Genomic DNA, 19620 nt, shown 5'->3' with positions numbered 1-19620 from the left:
TATTTGAATTTTAAATTATATGGTAACGGAAAATAAAGGTAAAATATCTCAGGTAATAGGTCCGGTTATAGACGTTGTTTTTGATGACGTAGAACAACTTCCCAATATATATGATGCTTTAGAAGTTATTAAAGATAACGACGAACCCAATTTAGTACTGGAAGTTGAGCAACATATAGGTCAAGATACAGTTAGATGTATCGCTATGGATGCTACCGATGGCTTATATCGAGGTCAGGAAGTTATAGCAACCAATAAACCTATAACGGTTCCTATCGGTGAAGAAATTAACGGACGTTTATTCAACGTTATCGGAAAAGCTATTGATGGAATCGGTGATGTACCCAAAACCCATGAATTACCTATACACAGGCCTTCTCCGAATTTTGAAGATATTTCTACTTCTGCAGAAGTATTATATACCGGTATTAAAGTTATCGATCTAATTGAGCCTTATTCCAAAGGAGGTAAAATTGGACTTTTCGGAGGTGCGGGAGTTGGTAAAACCGTATTGATTCAAGAATTGATTAACAATATTGCTAAAGGACACGGTGGGTTATCTGTATTTGCCGGTGTTGGAGAACGAACTCGTGAAGGTAATGACCTACTACGGGAAATGCTGGAATCTAAAATTATCTCGTATGGAGATGAATTTATGAAATCCATGGAAGAAGGCGGATGGGACCTTTCAAAAGTTGATTTTGAAGCTTTAAAATCATCGAAAGTTGCCTTTGTTTTTGGTCAAATGAATGAACCTCCCGGTGCTCGTGCCAGAGTGGCTCTATCCGGTTTAACCTTAGCTGAATATTATCGAGACGGTTTAGGAGCCGGAAAAGGTCGGGATGTATTGTTTTTCATAGATAATATTTTCCGTTTCACTCAAGCCGGATCGGAAGTTTCTGCTTTATTAGGACGTATGCCTTCTGCGGTAGGGTATCAACCTACCTTAGCCAGTGAAATGGGTGCACTTCAAGAAAGAATTACCTCAACCAAAAACGGCTCTATTACATCTGTTCAAGCGGTTTATGTTCCGGCAGACGATTTAACTGACCCTGCCCCTGCAACAACCTTTGCTTATTTGGATGCTACTACCGTATTAGACAGGAAAATTGCTTCATTGGGTATCTATCCGGCCGTAGATCCACTACAATCTACTTCGCGAATTCTTTCTCCTGAAATTTTAGGAAATGATCACTATGAATGTGCTCAAAATGTTAAGGAAATCCTTCAAAGATATAAAGCTTTACAAGATATTATTGCCATCTTAGGTATGGAAGAATTAAGTGAAGAAGATAAATTAGTGGTTTATCGAGCTAGAAAAGTACAAAGATTCCTTTCACAACCTTTCCATGTTGCAGAACAGTTTACGGGAACTCCCGGTGCATTAGTGGATATTAAAGACACCATTAAAGGGTTTAATATGATTCTTAACGGAGAATTGGATCAATATCCGGAAGCTGCCTTTAACTTGAAGGGAACTATTGAAGAAGTTATTGAACATGGCGAAAGACTATTAGCTGAATTAAAAAAATAATTTGTTGAATAATTTTAAATTTTGATGAAAATACAAATACTTACTCCGGAAGAGGTTATTTTTGACGGTGAAGTGTCATCTATAACAGTTCCCGGTTCATTGGGTGAATTTCAAATGTTGGAAAACCATGCTTCTATTGTTTCTACTCTTGAACCCGGAATCATTAAGCTGGAAAATGTAAGTTCTTCTTCCAACGCTACTAAATTAACGAATGATGGCAAATACCAAACATTCACTATTAAGAGCGGATTATTAGAATTTAATAACAATAAAGGTATAATACTTTGTGATTAAAATATTTATACAATAATATTATAATAACATAAAAAAGGATTGTTACTCAATCCTTTTTTATTATATATAAATTAGTATTAAGTTAAGATATTTATAATTTCTTAATTAATATAGCAAGAGAATCCGTTAATAGTTATATTTTAAAATTTAGATAAGTGATAGGTTTACCCTCTTTCAAAAACATATTCTCATAAAAAGTTTTTATTTCTCTTACGTAAGAAGGTAATTCATATTCCGGCGCTCCATAAATATCATGGTGAGAAGATAACACGGTATATCCCAAACCATGTATTAATCCGTTGGCATACCCATGTAAAAATTCACTATCCGTTTTTAAATGGATACTCCCTCCTTCTTTCATAATTCTTTTATACTTTTCAAGAAAAATAGAATTTATTAATCGGTGCTTTGTCCTTTTATATTTAATTTGCGGATCCGGAAATGTTATCCAAATTTCATCTACTTCACCGGGAGAAAATACATGTTCAATTAATTCAATTTGAGTGCGCAAAAAACCAACATTTTTTATTTGTTGTTCTATGGCTGTTTTTGCTCCTCTCCAAAAACGTGCTCCTTTAATATCTATTCCTAAAAAGTTTTTATCAGGAAAATGTTGCGCTAAACCAACAGAATATTCGCCCTTTCCACAACCCAATTCAATGATTATGGGATTATCATTTTTAAAAAATTCTTCTTTCCATTTACCTTTATAATGAAAATTAGAAAGTATTTCATCTCTCGTAGGCTGTATTACATTATCAAAAGTCTTGTTTTCAGCAAATTTACGAAGTTTATCCTTGCCCATAATTTAGTATTGAATGTACAAAAATAACTATATTCGTACACATTTCAAATTTCTTTATTGGTAGCTAGTTTCATAATGTGACAATAAATGAATACCCCTAAATATAATTAAGATATGCTAACTAAAAACGTTTCCTTTTAAATCTTCTTAAATTTCTTTAAAATTCATTAAAATATTAAAATTAAAGTTTCAATTATTATCGTATTTATAATTCATTCATAAAAAATTTCATATACTTAAAATTAATTTAATATTTTTATGGATTAAACACTATTATCAATGAAACTTTCTCAACCAAAACTTACTCCTAAAATACTTTGGCTTATGGCTATTAGTTCAGGACTAGTAGTAGCAAATAACTATTATAACCAACCACTATTGGGTTTAATGGCCAAAGATTTTAATGTCAGTGAATCAAAAATAAGCGGTATAACCATGTTTACGCAGATCGGCTATGCCTTTGGACTATTTTTTCTGATTCCTTTAGGTGACATGTTTCGTAGAAAAAAAATTATTCTTATTGATTTTATATTCATTATTAGTAGTTTATTAGCTATGGCTGTCAGTCCTTCCATAGAATTATTATTTCCTATAAGTTTTATAATAGGTTTTACCTCAGTTATTCCTCAATTGTTTATACCCATGGCTGCAACTTTGGCAGCTCCGGAAGATAAACCTAAAGCCGTTGGATTTGTGATGAGCGGATTACTCATCGGTATATTGGGATCGAGAGTTTTAAGTGGATATATCGGCGATATTTTAGGATGGAGAGAAATGTTTTATATCGCAGCTATATTAATGGGTGTTGTGTATCTTTTGATATATTTTAATTTACCGGAAATCTACCCGAATTTTAAAGGAAATTATAAAAAGTTAATGCTTTCACTCGTTGAGCTTTTTAAAACAGATTCATCATTACGCTCTGCCGCTTTACGAGGAGGACTTAGTTTTGCTTCTTTAAGTGCTTTTTGGACTCCTTTGGTTTTCCATCTTGAAGAAAATTTTCATTTAAGCGACGGAACAGCAAGTAATATAGCCGGAAAATTTGGCTTAATAGGTGCATTTGGAGCTCTGGCTGCTGCCCTCATGGGAAAAGTTATATCTAAATTCAACAAAAATACAATACTTGTTTTTACTGCATTATTGATTTTACTTTCATGGATTATATTCTACTATGGAGGTTATTCTTATTTGGGTTTAACTATTGGGATCATATTAATTGATATTGGGGTGCAATCTACCCAAATTACTAATCAATCTATTATTTTTTCAAATCACCCGGAAGCAGGTAATCGTGTTAATACTATTTATATGACCAGTTATTTTATCGGTGGATCACTGGGAACCTTTATTTCTGCTTATGCTTTTGAAATTTATAATTGGACCGGTGTAATTAGTGTAGGTAGTTTTTTCGCTATAATTATGTTAATATTTCATTTGCTGTCTATAAAACGATAATGTTTTGTTAGTTTATTTCTTTTGTAATTATTGGATAGTAGTATAAAATAAATAAGTAATATTTAATTCATTAAACCGGTGGCAACTGACTTTATTTCATAAAAAAAACTCCTATTTTCTAGGAGTTTTAATTTTTTTTAACAGCAGCTAAATTATTTGGATTGTGGAATATAAATTTGAAATCCTAAACCAAAACCTAAACCACTTTGTTTGTTTCCGTTGTTAATATTTTGAATTGCAGCTGCATAGTTATATCCGATTGTACCTTCTAACGCTACAGAACGGGTAATAAAATGAGCGTAACCCACATTTACACCAAAGGCAAATCCACTGTCTGAGCTTCCGTTAACTGCTGCTCCTTTGAATCCAACATCACCTTCAGCAAAAAATCTTCCGGTTTCTTTAGCACCTTCAGGGAAGTAATACCTTACGAAGGGCATAACCCCATAGTTCCAAATAGGTTTTTCATCATCTTGAAATACTGCCCCGAAATCTATAGCTGCACCAACGGCTATTCCATGAGAAAGAAAATACCCAACTCTAGGAGTTAAATTAAATGAAAATCCTTTGTTTTCGAAATCATAGCCGAGATTTGTAATACCTGCTCCGGTCAACCAGCTTCCTTTTTGAATTGGTGTAGAACCTACGTTAGCCGAAGTTTGTGGTGTAGTTACAATCTGTGCATTTGATATTGCTATACTACCTAAAAAAATAGTAAACAATAAAAGTACTTTTTTCATAATTATTATATTATTTTTATACACCATAGTAAACGACAAAACCTATGCCAAAATTTTAACAAAATATTATATTTTTTTTAATTAGAATAATTTGGTGCTTCTTGAGTAATTATAACATCGTGAGGATGACTTTCTTTTAGTCCTGCTGAAGAAATTTTAACCATTTTACTTTCTTTTTGCAATTTTACTATATCTTCTGTACCGCAATAGCCCATACCTGCACGAATTCCTCCACATAATTGATAAACCACATCGGATAATTTTCCTTTATAAGGAACTCTCCCTTCAATTCCTTCCGGTACTAATTTTTTTGTTCCCGATTGGAAGTAACGATCTTTGCTTCCTCTTTTCATGGCAGAAATTGAACCCATACCTTGATAACTTTTGAACTTTCTTCCTTGAAAAATAATTTCATCTCCTGGTGCTTCATCAGTTCCGGCAAATAAAGATCCCAACATGACACAGGATGCACCGCTGGAAATAGCTTTAACTATATCACCCGAAAGTTTAATTCCTCCATCTGCAATTACCGGTATATGATGCTGATTGGCATATTCATAGACATTATATATGGCAGATAATTGTGGTACTCCCACTCCCGCTACTACTCTAGTGGTACATATAGATCCGGGACCTACACCCACTTTTAATGAATTGGCTCCGGCTTCTATTAAATCTTTTGCCGCTTGTGCGGTAACTATATTTCCACCAACAATATCTAAATCGGGAAAAGAAGCTCTGATTTCTCTGATTTTATTTAATACATTGATTGAATGTCCATGAGCGGAATCTACCGCAATTATGTCCACTCCGGCTTTAACTAATGCTTCGACTCTTTCTAAGGTATCATCTCCTACTCCTACCCCTGCTCCCACTCTAAGTCTTCCTTCAGAATCTTTACATGAATTGGGATATTCCAACAAATTATCAATATCTTTAATGGTAATCAACCCTATTAATTTGTTGTGATCATCTATAATAGGGAGCTTTTCAATCCTATTATTTAATAATATTTGCTTGGCTTGTTCCAAAGAAGTATTTTTTGAAGAAGTAATAATATGTTCTTTGGACATGACATCTTCTACTTTCTGATTTAAATCCGATTGATATTTAATATCTCTATTGGTAATTATGCCGACTAAAGTATCATCTTCTTCTATTACCGGCAAGCCGGATATTTTATATTCTCTCATTAGCATAAGCGCATCCTGTAAGGTATGGTTTCGACTTAAGGTAATGGGATTGGAGATCATGCCGTTTTCTGACCTCTTAACTTTGTTAACTTCAACAGCCTGTTGATCTATCGGCATATTTTTGTGAATAAATCCAAGACCTCCTTCTCTGGCCAAAGCAATGGCTAAACCTGATTCAGTTACAGTGTCCATAGCTGCTGAAACTATTGGAATGTTTAATTGAATTCTTTTAGTTAACTGGGTTTTTAAATTTACTTGAGAAGGTAGAATCTCTGAATAAGAAGGAATAAGCAAAACATCATCAAATGTGATAGCTTCTTCTACAATTTTAGAACTAAGCGACATATTGTTTTTTGCCAAGCAAATATATAATTTTTTTTCTAAAAAAATAATTTAATTTTTTTAAAAAAGTATATAATCAAAATAATACATGATAAAATAATACGTAATTTTTTATAAAAAGACTAATTATTTATAAAAATAAATTAAATTGATATAGATATTTTGGATTTATTTTTATTAAAATTATAAATATTTTTTTCTACAATTAAAATAATTTAAATTAATTCTTACTACAATTTTTTATATTGTGAATTTCTTACGCTTGATTTTTATCCACATTTCTTTTTTGATATTCTGCTTTCAGTTTATAATTAAATCGCGCTTTAAATTTTTGGATTTTAGGTGCAATGGTATAGCTGCAATAAGGTTGATTTGGATTTTGTTCGTAATATCTTTGGTGATAATCTTCAGCCGGATAAAATTCTTTAAAAGGCACTATTTCTGTTACATATTTACCTTTCCATAAGTCAGAAGATTCTGATTTTTTTAAAGATTCTTGAGCAAGAATTTTTTGTTCTTCGTTTCTATAAAAGATAACAGATCTATATTGAGTGCCAATATCATTTCCTTGTCTGTTTAATTGAGTCGGATCATGTAAAAACCAAAAAACATCTAATATTTCTGAAAAAGAAATTTCTTCAGGATCATATTCAATTTCAATTACTTCCGCATGTCCCGTAGTGCCCGTACAAACATCTTTATAATTAGCATTTTCTTTTTTTCCTCCGGAATATCCTGCCGTAACCTTAGTAATACCGTTTAACATTTCAAAACAATGACTTAAACACCAAAAACATCCTCCTCCTAATGTAATTTTCTCTAATTTTTTTCTCATTATATCCGTTTTCTTTTCTTGTGATTGATTGGTCTGACAACTAAACAAAAGTAAATTAATAGCATTAAAAAAAATAAATAATTGCTTTTTTATATTATTTGTTAGAACTAGTTGCATATTTATAAAACAGTTATAAAAATTTAAGTATTTAATATTATTCTTTATTAAACAAAAACTGTACTAAAATTTATTTTTTTTTAAATATTTTAGACAAACAAAAGGATTTATTTATATTTTTTTTTGAATAAATAAATTATTCCATAAAAAAAATATTTATTTTGTTTAGGAAATCATTCTAAATTATGTTATAAGAAAGTATGATTACGGTAATTAATTTGCTAACTTTGCATATTACCTATTCTATAACATGAGTACAGATACTGCAAATAAAAATTTTGAAATTGTTAAAGATGTTTTTATAAAATATTTAGAAGATCGAGGACATAGAAAAACTCCTGAAAGATTTGCTATCGTTGAGGAGATCTATTCAACAGATGAACATTTCAATATCGATTGGCTGTATATGAGAATGAAAGAAAAAAATTATAGAGTGAGTAGAGCCACTATTTATAATACCATTGAAATTCTTTTAGATGCCAAGTTAGTCCGAAAACATCAATTTGGAGAAGGACTTCAAGCTTTATATGAAAAATCGTATTTTGCTAAGCAACATGATCATATCTTAATGATGGATTCGGGAGAAGTTATTGAATTTTGTGATCCTAGACTTCAAACAATTAAAGATTCATTAGAAAAAATATTTAATATTGAAATCGAAAGTCATTCTTTATACTTTTATGCAAAAAAGAAAAGCAAGTAAATGAATTTAAAAATTATATTTTTTATTTTCTTTATATTCACAGGTGTATTTTTATTTTCTCAAGTTACCCCTCCGGCTCCTTCCAAAAAGGATAATCCCAAACCTATAAATCTTATCAATGCCGACATGGAAGAAGTGAATGAACATGTATTTAACGGAAATATTGTTTATTCAGGACATGTCATAGCAGAACACGAAACTTCTCATTTAGAAGCAGATTCAATCATTTATTTTAGCGATAAAAATTTTATTGAAGCAAGAGGAAATGTTTTTTTTAGGGATAAACAATCTACCTTGAATTGTAAAAAATTAACTTATAATGGAATAACCAGAAATGCCATCGCCTATCATAACGTAAAATTAGTTACCCCCGATCAAACAGTTGAAACCGAGGAAATGATCTATGATGCCAATCGGGATGTCGCCTATTTTGACAATTGGGGAACAGTTTATAAAGGCGAAAATATAACTCATACAAAAGTTGGAAAATATTTTGTTAAAGACAACCGAATTGAACTAGGGGATAATTCTACGTTAGAATCTCCGGAATATATATTAGAAGGGTCTGATATTAAATATGATGCTAAAAATGAAATTGCAACATTTACTAAATTTACCCGCATAACCAATAAAAAAGATCCCACGGTTTACGTAACGGGAAGTACGGGGTCTTACAATACCAAAACCAAACAATCCGATTTAAAAAATGACGGAAAGGTTTATTACCAAGGGAAAATATTATCCGGTAATGATTTATTTTTTGATGAAATAAAAGGTTTTGGTAGAGGAATTAAAAACGTTAAATTGGAAGAACCTAAAGAAAAAAGATTTTTAATAGGTGAATATGCTGAAGTATATCAATTTAAGGATTCTGCAATGATTACAGGAAGGCCTTATATGGTAAAAGCATTTACTAAAGATTCTTTATACATTCATTCCGATACCTTGATTGCCATTCAAGGAAAAGATAAAAAATCCACCATTCGGGGGTATCATAATGGAAGGCTATTCAAATCGAATGTTTCCGGAAAAAGCGATTCTCTGGTGTATCAAGAAACCATTGGAAGAATTGATTTTTATAAAAAACCCATATTTTGGTCAACAGGAGGAAGACAATTAACCGCAGATACTCTTTCTGCGTATTTAAATAGTTCCAGTCAAGCCATAGATTCCATTTATGGCAGATCCCATGCTTTTGTAATTAGCAAAGTAGATTCTTTAAGTCCTAAATTGGAATTCAATCAAGCAAAAGGAAGAATGCTTCATGCCTATTTTCAAAACGAAGAACTTCATTTAGTAGATTTAAAAGGTAATGCCGAATCCATCACTTATGTAGAAGAAGAATCTAAAACGAAAGGTAAACAACGGACGGGAATCAGCATATCTGTATGTGGAATTTTACAAGGTGAGTTTGTTGAACGCAAAATGGATATTGTTTCTTGTCAGCTCAGTGCAGAATCAAAATTATACCCTGAAAGTAGGCTTCCCGAGCAAAACAGATATTTACCTGAATTTGAATGGAGAGATGACGAAAGATTAAAAAAATGGCAAGATATATTCCCGGATGTCTTTCCCTATAATAAAAACGAGCCTAGAAAAACCATTGAGCAACTATTGGAAGAAGAGAAAAAACAAAATGCAAAAGTCAGTAATCGATAATTATCAGATACCTATATAAATATCTATATTTGCATCTTACATTAATATAAATTAACATGGAAAGAGAAATAATTCGATGCGAATGGGTAGGATCTGATGACATATACAAAAAATATCATGATGAGGAATGGGGCAAACCGGTATATGATGACCGATTACTATTTGAATTTCTTTTACTTGAAGGATTTCAAGCCGGTCTTAGTTGGATTACGGTATTAAAAAAAAGAGAGAGTATTCGTGAAGCTTTTGACCGTTTTGATTATAAAAAAATTTCACAATATACTCAGGAAAAAATGGATCGATTACTTCTCAATGAAGGTGTTATTAGAAATAAATTGAAAATTAAAGCTGCCACAACCAATGCACAAAAATTTATAGACGTGCAAAATGAATTCGGAAGTTTTAGCAATTATTTATGGAACTTTGTCAACCACACACCTATTTGCAACCACTGGGAGACCATTAAACAAGTTCCCGCTTCAACTCAACTTTCAGATAGTATTTCAAAAGATTTAAAAAAGCGTGGATTTAAATTTGTGGGTACAACTATTATTTATGCGTTTTTACAGGCAGTTGGAGTGGTTAATGATCATATTCTTACTTGCTCATTTCATCCTGTTAATCATTAGTTGATTGTAAACATGTTTTTTCAATTTACTTTTATATTTAATGACTAATTATAAAAAATCTCTCTTTAGGACCCATTGTACTATTCAGTAAAAAACACAGAATTAAAAAAAATTGTATAATTATTGAAAGATACCTGTTATGTTAAATCACATTATGCAGTAATTACACATACCTTATAAAATTTAATAGTATTACACATTATTAAAAAACAATACATTTGATAAATAAATCGAGTTTAAAGCAGATTAATTTTATATGTTAGAAAAAAAAGAAGCATTATATGAAAAAGCTATTCTAATCGGATTGATTACTCAAAACCAAGATGAAGAAAAGTTAAATGAATACATGGATGAATTGGAGTTTTTGGCAAATACAGCCGGAGCTGTAGTTTATAAAAGATTTACGCAAAAGCTGGATCAGCCACATTCAAGAACGTTTGTAGGAAAAGGAAAGTTGGAAGAAATTAATAGTTATGCTAAAGAACATGAAATCGATACAATTATTTTCGATGATGAACTGACTCCTTCTCAACTTAAAAATATAGAAAAAGAATTAGACAGGAAAATTATTGACCGTACGAATCTTATATTAGATATTTTTGCTCAACGAGCACAAACATCCTATGCCAGAACACAAGTGGAACTTGCTCAATATGAATATCTTCTTCCTCGCTTAACTCGTATGTGGACTCACCTGGAACGTCAAAAAGGAGGTATTGGATTGAGAGGACCTGGAGAAACTGAAATTGAAACCGACCGACGTATTATCAGAGACAGAATATCCTTGCTTAAAGAAAAATTAAAATCGATTGATAAGCAAATGTCAACTCAACGAAACAATCGAGGAAAATTAGTTAGAGTAGCTTTGGTTGGATATACTAATGTAGGAAAATCTACCTTAATGAATGTGTTGAGTAAATCGGAAGTTTTTGCCGAAAATAAATTATTTGCAACACTAGACACAACTGTAAGAAAAGTTGTAATAGGTAATCTTCCTTTTTTACTAACCGATACAGTCGGCTTTATAAGAAAATTACCTACTCAGCTGGTAGAGTCGTTTAAATCAACGTTAGATGAAGTAAGAGAGGCTGATCTTTTGATTCATGTGGTTGATATTTCTCATCCCAGCTTTGAAGATCATATTAATTCCGTAAATACCATATTGGCTGAAATAGGTTCTGCAGATAAACCAACAATAATGGTATTTAATAAAATTGATAATTTTTCTTATGAAAGAAAAGATGAAGATGATCTAACACCAGTTACCAAAAGAAATTATTCGTTAGACGATTGGAAAAAAACATGGATGGCTAAATCCAAATATCCTAGTGTTTTTATTTCTGCTTTAACTAAAGAAAATTATGAAGAATTGAAGAAAATTATTTATAATCAAGTTAAAGATATCCATACCCAACGATTTCCTTATAATGATTTCCTCTTTGAATATTACGATCAAGAAGGAAAAGAAATATAATTTAAAATGCAAAAGGGCTTAATAATAAGCCCTTTTTGTTTTATATTTTTTATTAAAAAAAATTATTTTGCTCGGTTACAATAAATTCTCCAATTAACTAATAAGGCGGAAGGAAAATTCCTTTTAATTCTTTTTAAATCAGATTTTGCTGATTCTCTCTTAAAATAATCTCCGGCCAAAAGTCTCCAATCAGGACGTAAATAACTTTTTTCAACCCGTAACTCAGGGAATAACTTTCTAAATTCTGTAATCAACGTATTAATTTCCTTCTCTGTTTTAGCTTCTCCAACTTTGATCATAAAACCGGGTATATCGTTTCGTCTGCCACAAATGTTTTCAGGAGAAACAGGCCTATTCACCGGTTTTTTATCGGTGGAAGAAATAGGTTTAGATTCTCGCGTGGTGTCTCCAAATTTTTTGCATAATTCATCTTCACTAACCATTTTCAATATTTCTTCATCAGCATTAATAATCAGCTTTCCCCCGGTAGCTGAATCTACTTTAGTAATGATTTGCTGGGCTTTAAAAGAAATACATATAAAAAAAAGTAATAAAAAAATATAGCTTTTCATTTGGATATTATGATAAAATTAACTACACAAAAATAGCATTTTATAATTAAATCTAAAGAAATATGCTATTTAAAAGAGACTAAAAGTTAATTTAAGAAATAAATTTTTATCGAAAGTAGGAAGGTGATAGGCTCCCATTCTATAATAAATTCCCAATCCAAAATAGTAAATTAGCTTATTAAGCTCCATTCCAACTTCTTGATAATAGTTGTCGGGAACTGAAAAAGAAGTTAATTTATGGATTTCTTTATGATTCATATTTCCTAGTAATCCATTATAAACTAAAGAAAATTGCAACTTACTGTTTCCTATAAAATTTATGTCTTTAAAAGAATGAGTTAAGAAAAAAGCCACATATTTATCCGCATAAAACTCTCCGGGTGCTAAGGTTTCCAGTGATCGATAGCCTTTCATTGAAAATCTATTTCCTATTGATTTCCCTACTTTCGCATTACCAAAACTTCCATAATTATTCCATAAAACCGTTTTTCCGAAAATATATCCGGAATTCATAACTAAGGAACTCTCCCCTATTGGATTAGTTACAGATATATGAGCAGCTAAGTCAAAACGATCATAGTTGAAATCAGCTCCTAAAGTTTTCCACCCTTTGGTATAATCAAAATAAAAATAAACGGGCTTATCTTCTACCGTCATTTTTCCTTCCGGAGTCATCAGGTATTTAGCAAATGGTGTGTATTTAAGATGTAAAGAAGTTGAAAATAACGTATATTTATGAGAAGGCGTATAAGATTTAAATGAATATTCATAATCCGATTTTTGAACTTCATAATTCGCTTCCACCGAAGCAGTAACTTTCTTTACTATATCTTGTTCATAAGCGAGCTTTCCTCCTCTGTAAGTATAAAAAATTGAATTTTGAATGTAATTTAATTCGTCCTTTATTTGTTCCTCACGATTAGGAAATCTATCAATAGTTTTAGAAAACGGATTTACATCAGAGTATCCTAAAAGCTTTATTTTTCCATTATTTTTTTTGTTTACATTAAGATCCATTCCCAACGCACCTTTACTGTTGGTATTTTTCGTCCCAAAGGCAAGATATCCGAGTATGGATATATTTTTACTAAACTTGTAATTGGTTTTTCCTCCTAACTGAAACCTAAATCCTTCATAATCATTATAATTCATCAAATTCAATACATTTAAATCCACTTTACCTAAAGGTAATTTCCAATTTTTTACCGAATTCAAAAGACGAATATTTTTTTCAATGGGTAACGCATTGAAAAAGCTGGAATTTGCATAGGTATTCTTTTCTCGTTGCGTTAAAGGAGTTTTACGAAAGTTTTTAATTTTAGATTCCGTATTCGTATTAAAATTTTTTTCCAATTCATATTCATACCCTCTAAAATCTTTTCTTGTAAAAGACTTATTGGATGTAAAATGAGACGTTGTCATCTGGATAACTATCCAGGGAGAAAACAAAAATTTTTGTTCCTTGTTGGAATTTGTCAAAAATTTGGTAATATCAATGGTACTTATTCTTATTTTATTGGTTTTAGACTTTAAATACCATATCCCTTTGAACGATTTCCATTGATATTCAAAATAACGAGTATAATTTGAATTATATTCTTCCCCTGAATATTTAACTACTGCAAAACTTTTAGCGTCAATATACAACGTTCCCCTGCTCCCATTTATTAACAAGTTTTTTTTGGATCCGAATGAAATAATGTAATTTTTTTTAGTATCGATTACAATACTGTCAATTAATTTAAAATTATAGGAATTGAATTTATTCTTGAAAAGATTAGGAAATTCTTCTTGAAAAAAAGGTTCAGAAAACAACTCATAAAAAGGTTTTTTAAAGCCCGAAACCTGATCGGCTAAAATTATATTTTTTTTCCCGTATCTTGTGTCATATCTGTATTTTATCACCCGCTCTCCTAAAAATATATATTCCTTTTTCTCTAACTTTGCAATCTCAGATGAATCACTATTCATACTATGCATAACATTACTAAAATCATCAATATAGAATTTAGTATATAAAAAATAATTATAAGAATTTAAATGGTTAGGATGGTTAATTTTTTCGTTCTTTTTAACCATTTTTAAAATTTTATAAACACGGGAATGAGGATGATCCGGTAGATAATATTTCATCTCTAAATTCTGAGAGAACATAAATATTTGAAAAAACAAAAAAATATAAACCGGAAAATTCTTCATATAGTCAAATAAATGTGTATTACAACTAAGTTTAAAATTAAAACTTAATCATACTTTATTTTAGGGGCAAATATAAAGTATTTAACATAAACAAATTTCTATAAAAATAGTACATTTGCTATTTGTGATTGAATAAATAATACAACTCAAAAATGGATTATTTTATTGTAGCTGAAAATGTTACCCGAACTTATGAAGACAAAATTGCCTTAGATAACTTCAACATAAAAATTCCTAAAGGCAGTATCTATGGAATTTTAGGTCCGAACGGTGCCGGAAAAACTACGTTTATAAGAATCATTAATCAAATCACTAAGCCGGACAGCGGTACAATTTATTTTAATGGAGAGCCTCTACAACCCAAACATATTTCACATATAGGTTATATGCCGGAAGAAAGAGGACTGTATAAAAATATGAAAATTGGCGAACAGGCAATTTATTTAGCCCAGCTTAAGGGCATGAATAAAACGGAGGCCAAGTCGCGTTTAGAATATTGGTTTGATAAACTAAAAATTGAAAAATGGTGGAATAAAAAATTGAGCGAATTATCTAAAGGAATGGCTCAAAAAATTCAATTTGTAGTTACTGTATTGCATAATCCCGAATTATTAATTTTTGACGAGCCTTTCAGCGGATTTGATCCGGTAAATGCCAATCTTATAAGAGATGAAATTCTTGAGCTTAAAGAAAAAGGAACTACCATTTTATTTTCATCTCATCGAATGGAATCTGTTGAGGAACTCTGTGATTATGTTGCTCTTATCCATAATTCAAAAAAAATTTTAGATGGTTCGGTTAAAGATATCAGACATAAATTTAAACAAGGAAAATTTAATATCAGGATTACTGATATACAATCCCATGATATTGAACATCTATTATCTAATCCGATCGAAAATTTAATAAAAATGGATAATGAATATTCATTTTCAATTAAACTAACTGACCGGGAAAGCTCAAAATCCCTTTTATCAGAACTTTCATCTAAAGGAACAATACTTTCTTTTTATGAAGAAATCCCCGGTATGAATGAAGTTTTTATTAATGCTGTAAATTCAAAAAATCTATGAGAAATATCTTTTTGGTAATGAGAAGAGAATTTCTTACTCAGGCAAGAAAAAAATCTTTTGTTCTTATTACTTTTTTTGCTCCGATATTAGTAATCCTAGCCGTAGCAATCATTGGTTTTATGATTAAAATTAATGAAAGCAATTCACGTATTGCCATCATTGATTCAACCCATGAATTTTATCCTGATTTCAAGAGTAATGAAAAAAATATCTTTAATTTTTATACAGATAATGATTTACAAGCTTTAAAAGATTCGTTAGCACAAAGTAATTCATTAGATGCTATCTTGTATATACCCAAAACCAAAGATTCTCTATTAAATAATTTGCAAGACCATATCCAACTTTATACAAACAAAAATTTGAACAAAAATCTTCTCTATTCATTGGAAGAAACCATCAATAAAAAAATTGAAGAAAAAAGAAGAAAATTATTAGGAATAAATCAATCCGATATAGATAAAATTAATTCCAAAATATCCTTACAAATTACTAATGTTAAAGAAGGCAAATCAGAGGATAACCACTTAATTAAAGAAATTCTATCTTTGTCATTAATGTATGTAAATCTTATGTTTTTTATTATTTACGGAACACGTGTGATGAGAAGCATTATGGAAGAAAAAAATAACAGGGTGGTTGAAATAATTATTTCATCTGTTAAACCTTTTGAATTAATGATGGGAAAAATATTGGGTACAACGTTAATTGCTTTAACTCAATTTTGTATATGGATTGGAATGACCCTGCTCCTTCTTAGTATGGGTAAACTGATATTAGGACATGAATTAACGCTTTCCATTCAACAAAATGATTTACGAAATATTCTTAATCAAGAAATGCAAATTCAAATTAGCGACACTATTAATGCCCTTTTCAATCTTAACTATCCGTTAATTATTTTCGTTTTTCTTTTCTTCTTTTTTACGGGATATTTATTTTACAGTTCTTTTTTTGCAGCCATTGGAGCTGCTGTCGATAATGATACAGAAACTCAACAATTTATTCCAATAATTGTAATCCCCTTACTTTTAGGAGCTTATGGATGCATAAGTATCATAAACAATCCGGAAGGCCCCGTGGCATTTTGGTTAAGCATTATTCCTTTTACCTCTCCCATGGCTATGGTTACCCGATCCTTTTATGGAATACCTGGTTGGCAATTGGCAGTATCAATTATTACCATGGTCGGATCGGTATTAGTAATGGTTTTTATTGCAAGTAAAATTTATAGGATTGGAATACTTATGTATGGAAAAAAAGTAACTTTAAAAGAAATTTTCAAGTGGATTAAACAATCATAATATATTTCTCTGCTTTATTTCTTACTCCGAAAATTAGTAAATAAGAATTCAATTGATGCTTTTATGTAAAGGGCTTTAATTTAATTTTAAATCAATAGTCACCTCTGCAGCACAATCAAAAATTTAAAAAGTAAAAATTTAGAACATGAATTAAAATAAATTTTATATTTATGCTCAAATACCATCTTATTAATTTAAAAAAAATCCGTTCTGATGGAAAAAAACTCTTTTATTAAATCCCAAGGTTTGGGTAACGAATACATAGTAATCAATGAAGATACTATTACTTTTCCTTTAACTGAAAAAGCCATTCAAAAAATCTGTAACGTAAACTTCGGAATAGGTTCTGATGGAATATTAGTAAAAACAAAGTCAGAAACGGCTGACATAGGTCTGAAAATTTTTAATCCGGATGGTTCCGAAGCAGAAAAAAGCGGAAATGGATTAAGAATTTTTTGCAAGTATGTATACGATTATAAAATTATTCCTCAAAAGGAATTTACAGTAGAAACCAAAGGAGGAAAAGTTCGTGCAACCATACAAGAAACTTTAAATGAGAGGGCTGCTTTAATAACAGTAGATATGGGTCATGCCATTTTTGATTCAAAACAAATACCCACTTCCTTTAATTCGGAAGAAGTACAAGATGAACGCATTACTATCGATGATCAAGAGTTTCTAATCAATTGTGTTTCTGTAGGAAATCCACATTGTGTGATTCTCAAAGAAAATTTAGATAGTGAGGAAATAAAAAAATACGGCCCTAAAATTGAAACGTTTTCAAAATTTCCTAACCGTATAAATGTTCAATTTGCAAAAGTACTGAATAGAGATGAAGTTCAAATATTAATTTGGGAAAGAGGGGCCGGTTTCACCTTAGCCTCAGGGAGTTCGTCTTGTGCAGTAGCCAGTGTATTAAGAAAAAAAGGGTTAATAAATAATAAAGTAACCATTAAAATGCCCGGAGGAGAACTTAAAATAGAAATTGATGATCATTGGCAAATAAGAATGACCGGAGAAGTTCGCCAAATTTGTGAAGGTGTTTTGCATGAAGAACTAATAAACAGTTTTTTATAATTATTGTCAATAAAAAAATATTTCCTGAATTTGATAAATGATAACTTAAAATTGTTAAAATATTTTTAAAATCTAATATTTGATGGAAAAAATTATTAATTTTTTTAAAAAAGCATTTATTAACTAGTAAATTTATAGATATTTGTAATCTGATTTTTTTCCACTATTTAAAATGAAAATAAAGTATCACGATTTAATTCAACAAACTTTTGATTTTCCACAGCCCGAATTTAAGGTTGATAACGGAAATTTATTATTTCATGACATCCCTTTAATGGACTTAATTGAAAAATTCGGAACTCCTTTTAAGTTCAATTATTTACCTAAAATATCGCAAAACATACAACAAACCAAAAAATGGTTTAAAAAGGCTTTTAAGGAAAATAATTACAATAATGAATATAGATATTGTTATTGTACGAAATCAAGTCATTTTTCATTCGTGGTTGAAGAAGCTTTAAAAAATAAAATTAGTTTGGAAACTTCTTTTTCAAACGATATGGAAATTATACGAAGATTATACGATAAAGGAATTGTCGATAAAAATATAGAAGTTGTTTGCAACGGATTCAAAACCGATGAATATTTAAAAATTATTTCGGAAATGATTAACGGCGGATTTTCTAACATATTACCTGTATTGGATAATTTCAGAGAAATCGATCGACTTTCCGACAGCATAGATACTAATTTTAATATAGGTATTCGAATTGCCTCTGAGGAAGAACCTAAATTTGAGTTTTATACTTCTCGTTTGGGAATCGGATATAAAGATATTGTTCCTTTTTATGCTCAAAAAATCCAAAATCATCCTTTTGCTCGTTTAAAGATGTTGCATTTCTTTATCAACACGGGGATTAAAGATACTTCCTATTATTGGAACGAACTTTATAAATGTTTGCGAGTTTATGCTCGATTGAAAAAAATCGCACCCGAAGTGGATTCGCTCAATATAGGAGGAGGTTTTCCTATAAAAAATTCCTTGAATTTTGATTACGACTATTATTATATGGTCAATGAGATTACTTACCAAATAAAAAAATTCTGTGAAGAAGAAGGAGTAGAAGAACCTACTTTATATACCGAATTTGGTTCATTCACTGTTGGAGAAAGTGGAGGGATTGTTTACAAAATTTTAAGTCAAAAAAGACAAAATGATCGAGAAAAATGGGATATGATTGACAGTTCTTTTATGACTACATTACCTGATTCTTGGGCTATTTCTCGTCGTTTTACCATGCTTCCTATCAATCGTTGGGAAGATTCCTATGAACGGGTTTTCTTAGGAGGTCTTACTTGTGATAGCGATGATTATTATAATTCAGAACAACACGTTAATGCCATTTATCTTCCTATTTTCAGTGAAGAAAAACCTTTATATATAGGTTTTTTCAATACAGGAGCTTATCAAGATGCCATTAGCGGGTTCGGAGGGGTGCACCATTGTCTGGTTCCGCAGCCAAAACATATTTTGATCAATAAAAATAAAGACGGCGAATTTACTTATGAGGTATTTCGAGAGGAACAAAATTATAAGCAAATTTTAGATCTTTTAGGTTATTAGTAGCCCCATACAATAAATTGACAGATTCATAGTTTATAATTACAAAAA

The 19620-nt window shown here is 30.6% G+C and carries 17 protein-coding genes; 11 read left to right on the top strand and 6 right to left on the bottom strand.

Annotated elements, in window-relative coordinates; all coding sequences use genetic code 11:
- Window positions 1-19: 19 nt before the first annotated feature.
- Together atpD and G8C43_RS00130 are read left to right on the top strand one after the other, a co-directional pair.
- Entirely contained in the window at window positions 20-1534 is a 1515-nt protein-coding gene (gene atpD, locus G8C43_RS00135; protein WP_105297063.1) for a F0F1 ATP synthase subunit beta, read from the top strand.
- Window positions 1535-1558: 24 nt separating this feature from the next.
- The gene (locus G8C43_RS00130) at window positions 1559-1828 is read left to right on the top strand and encodes a FoF1 ATP synthase subunit delta/epsilon (protein ID WP_105297064.1); all 270 of its coding nucleotides are present in this window, start codon (window positions 1559-1561) and stop codon (window positions 1826-1828) included.
- Between the two features lie 133 nt (window positions 1829-1961).
- On the opposite strand, the gene trmB is transcribed toward G8C43_RS00130, so the two are convergent.
- Window positions 1962-2633 carry a tRNA (guanosine(46)-N7)-methyltransferase TrmB gene (trmB, locus tag G8C43_RS00125; protein WP_105297065.1) on the bottom strand — a complete coding sequence of 224 codons (672 nt, stop codon included), beginning with the start codon at window positions 2631-2633 and terminating at the stop codon, window positions 1962-1964.
- 279 nt (window positions 2634-2912) lie between these two features.
- Here trmB and G8C43_RS00120 point away from each other — a divergent pair, with 279 nt between their 5' ends.
- On the top strand, window positions 2913-4091 hold the full coding sequence (locus G8C43_RS00120; protein ID WP_166003203.1) for an MFS transporter: 1179 nt from the start codon (window positions 2913-2915) through the stop codon (window positions 4089-4091).
- A 152-nt stretch (window positions 4092-4243) separates the two neighbouring features.
- On the opposite strand, the gene G8C43_RS00115 is transcribed toward G8C43_RS00120, so the two are convergent.
- The 3 genes from G8C43_RS00115 to msrA all read right to left on the bottom strand — a co-directional run bounded on the left by G8C43_RS00115 (window position 4244) and on the right by msrA (window position 7201).
- Window positions 4244-4831, bottom strand: coding sequence for a hypothetical protein (locus G8C43_RS00115; protein WP_105297090.1), 588 nt, complete (start codon window positions 4829-4831; stop codon window positions 4244-4246).
- Window positions 4832-4908: 77 nt separating this feature from the next.
- The gene (guaB, locus tag G8C43_RS00110; protein WP_160542377.1) at window positions 4909-6369 is read right to left on the bottom strand and encodes an IMP dehydrogenase; all 1461 of its coding nucleotides are present in this window, start codon (window positions 6367-6369) and stop codon (window positions 4909-4911) included.
- A gap of 253 nt (window positions 6370-6622) precedes the next feature.
- Window positions 6623-7201: a peptide-methionine (S)-S-oxide reductase MsrA gene (msrA, locus tag G8C43_RS00105; protein WP_255490383.1), complete on the bottom strand. Its 579-nt coding sequence runs from the start codon at window positions 7199-7201 to the stop codon at window positions 6623-6625.
- Between the two features lie 367 nt (window positions 7202-7568).
- Between msrA and G8C43_RS00100 the strand changes: the two genes are divergently transcribed.
- The 4 genes from G8C43_RS00100 (at window position 7569) to hflX (ending at window position 11783) form a co-directional block, all read left to right on the top strand.
- Window positions 7569-8021, top strand: coding sequence for a Fur family transcriptional regulator (locus tag G8C43_RS00100; RefSeq protein WP_105297069.1), 453 nt, complete (start codon window positions 7569-7571; stop codon window positions 8019-8021).
- Window positions 8022-9680, top strand: coding sequence for an OstA-like protein (locus G8C43_RS00095; RefSeq protein WP_166003198.1), 1659 nt, complete (start codon window positions 8022-8024; stop codon window positions 9678-9680).
- A 56-nt stretch (window positions 9681-9736) separates the two neighbouring features.
- Complete coding sequence (locus tag G8C43_RS00090; RefSeq protein WP_166003196.1) at window positions 9737-10309, top strand: DNA-3-methyladenine glycosylase I; 573 nt, start codon at window positions 9737-9739, stop codon at window positions 10307-10309.
- A gap of 256 nt (window positions 10310-10565) precedes the next feature.
- Window positions 10566-11783: a GTPase HflX gene (gene hflX / locus G8C43_RS00085; protein WP_166003194.1), complete on the top strand. Its 1218-nt coding sequence runs from the start codon at window positions 10566-10568 to the stop codon at window positions 11781-11783.
- Between the two features lie 62 nt (window positions 11784-11845).
- On the opposite strand, the gene G8C43_RS00080 is transcribed toward hflX, so the two are convergent.
- Window positions 11846-12355, bottom strand: a complete 510-nt coding sequence (locus G8C43_RS00080) for an SPOR domain-containing protein (protein WP_166003192.1) — start codon at window positions 12353-12355, stop codon at window positions 11846-11848.
- 69 nt (window positions 12356-12424) lie between these two features.
- On the bottom strand, window positions 12425-14509 hold the full coding sequence (locus G8C43_RS00075; protein ID WP_166003190.1) for a DUF5686 family protein: 2085 nt from the start codon (window positions 14507-14509) through the stop codon (window positions 12425-12427).
- A 197-nt stretch (window positions 14510-14706) separates the two neighbouring features.
- On the opposite strand from G8C43_RS00075, the gene G8C43_RS00070 reads away from it, so the two are divergent.
- From G8C43_RS00070 to G8C43_RS00055, 4 genes are all read left to right on the top strand, one after another.
- Window positions 14707-15627, top strand: coding sequence for an ABC transporter ATP-binding protein (locus G8C43_RS00070; protein ID WP_166003188.1), 921 nt, complete (start codon window positions 14707-14709; stop codon window positions 15625-15627).
- Complete coding sequence (locus G8C43_RS00065) at window positions 15624-16931, top strand: ABC transporter permease (protein ID WP_166003186.1); 1308 nt, start codon at window positions 15624-15626, stop codon at window positions 16929-16931. Before G8C43_RS00070 ends, G8C43_RS00065 begins: the two co-directional genes overlap by 4 nt.
- Before the next feature lie 213 nt (window positions 16932-17144).
- A complete protein-coding gene (gene dapF, locus G8C43_RS00060) occupies window positions 17145-18008 on the top strand; it encodes a diaminopimelate epimerase (RefSeq protein WP_166003184.1) in 864 nt (287 codons plus the stop codon).
- 172 nt (window positions 18009-18180) lie between these two features.
- Complete coding sequence (locus G8C43_RS00055) at window positions 18181-19572, top strand: arginine decarboxylase (protein ID WP_160542388.1); 1392 nt, start codon at window positions 18181-18183, stop codon at window positions 19570-19572.
- Window positions 19573-19620: the final 48 nt, after the last annotated feature.

The sequence above is a fragment of the Apibacter sp. B2966 genome, from assembly GCF_011082485.1.
In the GTDB taxonomy this organism is placed as follows: domain Bacteria; phylum Bacteroidota; class Bacteroidia; order Flavobacteriales; family Weeksellaceae; genus Apibacter.
This window is presented reverse-complemented; position numbering and strand designations above follow the sequence as displayed.

Coding starts and splice junctions, on each gene's coding strand:
- atpD (WP_105297063.1), top strand. CDS start 20: ATGGTAACGGAAAATAAAGGTAAAATATCTCAGGTAATAGGTCCGGTT.
- G8C43_RS00130 (WP_105297064.1), top strand. CDS start 1,559: ATGAAAATACAAATACTTACTCCGGAAGAGGTTATTTTTGACGGTGAA.
- trmB (WP_105297065.1), bottom strand. CDS start 2,633: ATGGGCAAGGATAAACTTCGTAAATTTGCTGAAAACAAGACTTTTGAT.
- G8C43_RS00120 (WP_166003203.1), top strand. CDS start 2,913: ATGAAACTTTCTCAACCAAAACTTACTCCTAAAATACTTTGGCTTATG.
- G8C43_RS00115 (WP_105297090.1), bottom strand. CDS start 4,831: ATGAAAAAAGTACTTTTATTGTTTACTATTTTTTTAGGTAGTATAGCA.
- guaB (WP_160542377.1), bottom strand. CDS start 6,369: ATGTCGCTTAGTTCTAAAATTGTAGAAGAAGCTATCACATTTGATGAT.
- msrA (WP_255490383.1), bottom strand. CDS start 7,201: ATGAGAAAAAAATTAGAGAAAATTACATTAGGAGGAGGATGTTTTTGG.
- G8C43_RS00100 (WP_105297069.1), top strand. CDS start 7,569: ATGAGTACAGATACTGCAAATAAAAATTTTGAAATTGTTAAAGATGTT.
- G8C43_RS00095 (WP_166003198.1), top strand. CDS start 8,022: ATGAATTTAAAAATTATATTTTTTATTTTCTTTATATTCACAGGTGTA.
- G8C43_RS00090 (WP_166003196.1), top strand. CDS start 9,737: ATGGAAAGAGAAATAATTCGATGCGAATGGGTAGGATCTGATGACATA.
- hflX (WP_166003194.1), top strand. CDS start 10,566: ATGTTAGAAAAAAAAGAAGCATTATATGAAAAAGCTATTCTAATCGGA.
- G8C43_RS00080 (WP_166003192.1), bottom strand. CDS start 12,355: ATGAAAAGCTATATTTTTTTATTACTTTTTTTTATATGTATTTCTTTT.
- G8C43_RS00075 (WP_166003190.1), bottom strand. CDS start 14,509: ATGTTCTCTCAGAATTTAGAGATGAAATATTATCTACCGGATCATCCT.
- G8C43_RS00070 (WP_166003188.1), top strand. CDS start 14,707: ATGGATTATTTTATTGTAGCTGAAAATGTTACCCGAACTTATGAAGAC.
- G8C43_RS00065 (WP_166003186.1), top strand. CDS start 15,624: ATGAGAAATATCTTTTTGGTAATGAGAAGAGAATTTCTTACTCAGGCA.
- dapF (WP_166003184.1), top strand. CDS start 17,145: ATGGAAAAAAACTCTTTTATTAAATCCCAAGGTTTGGGTAACGAATAC.
- G8C43_RS00055 (WP_160542388.1), top strand. CDS start 18,181: ATGAAAATAAAGTATCACGATTTAATTCAACAAACTTTTGATTTTCCA.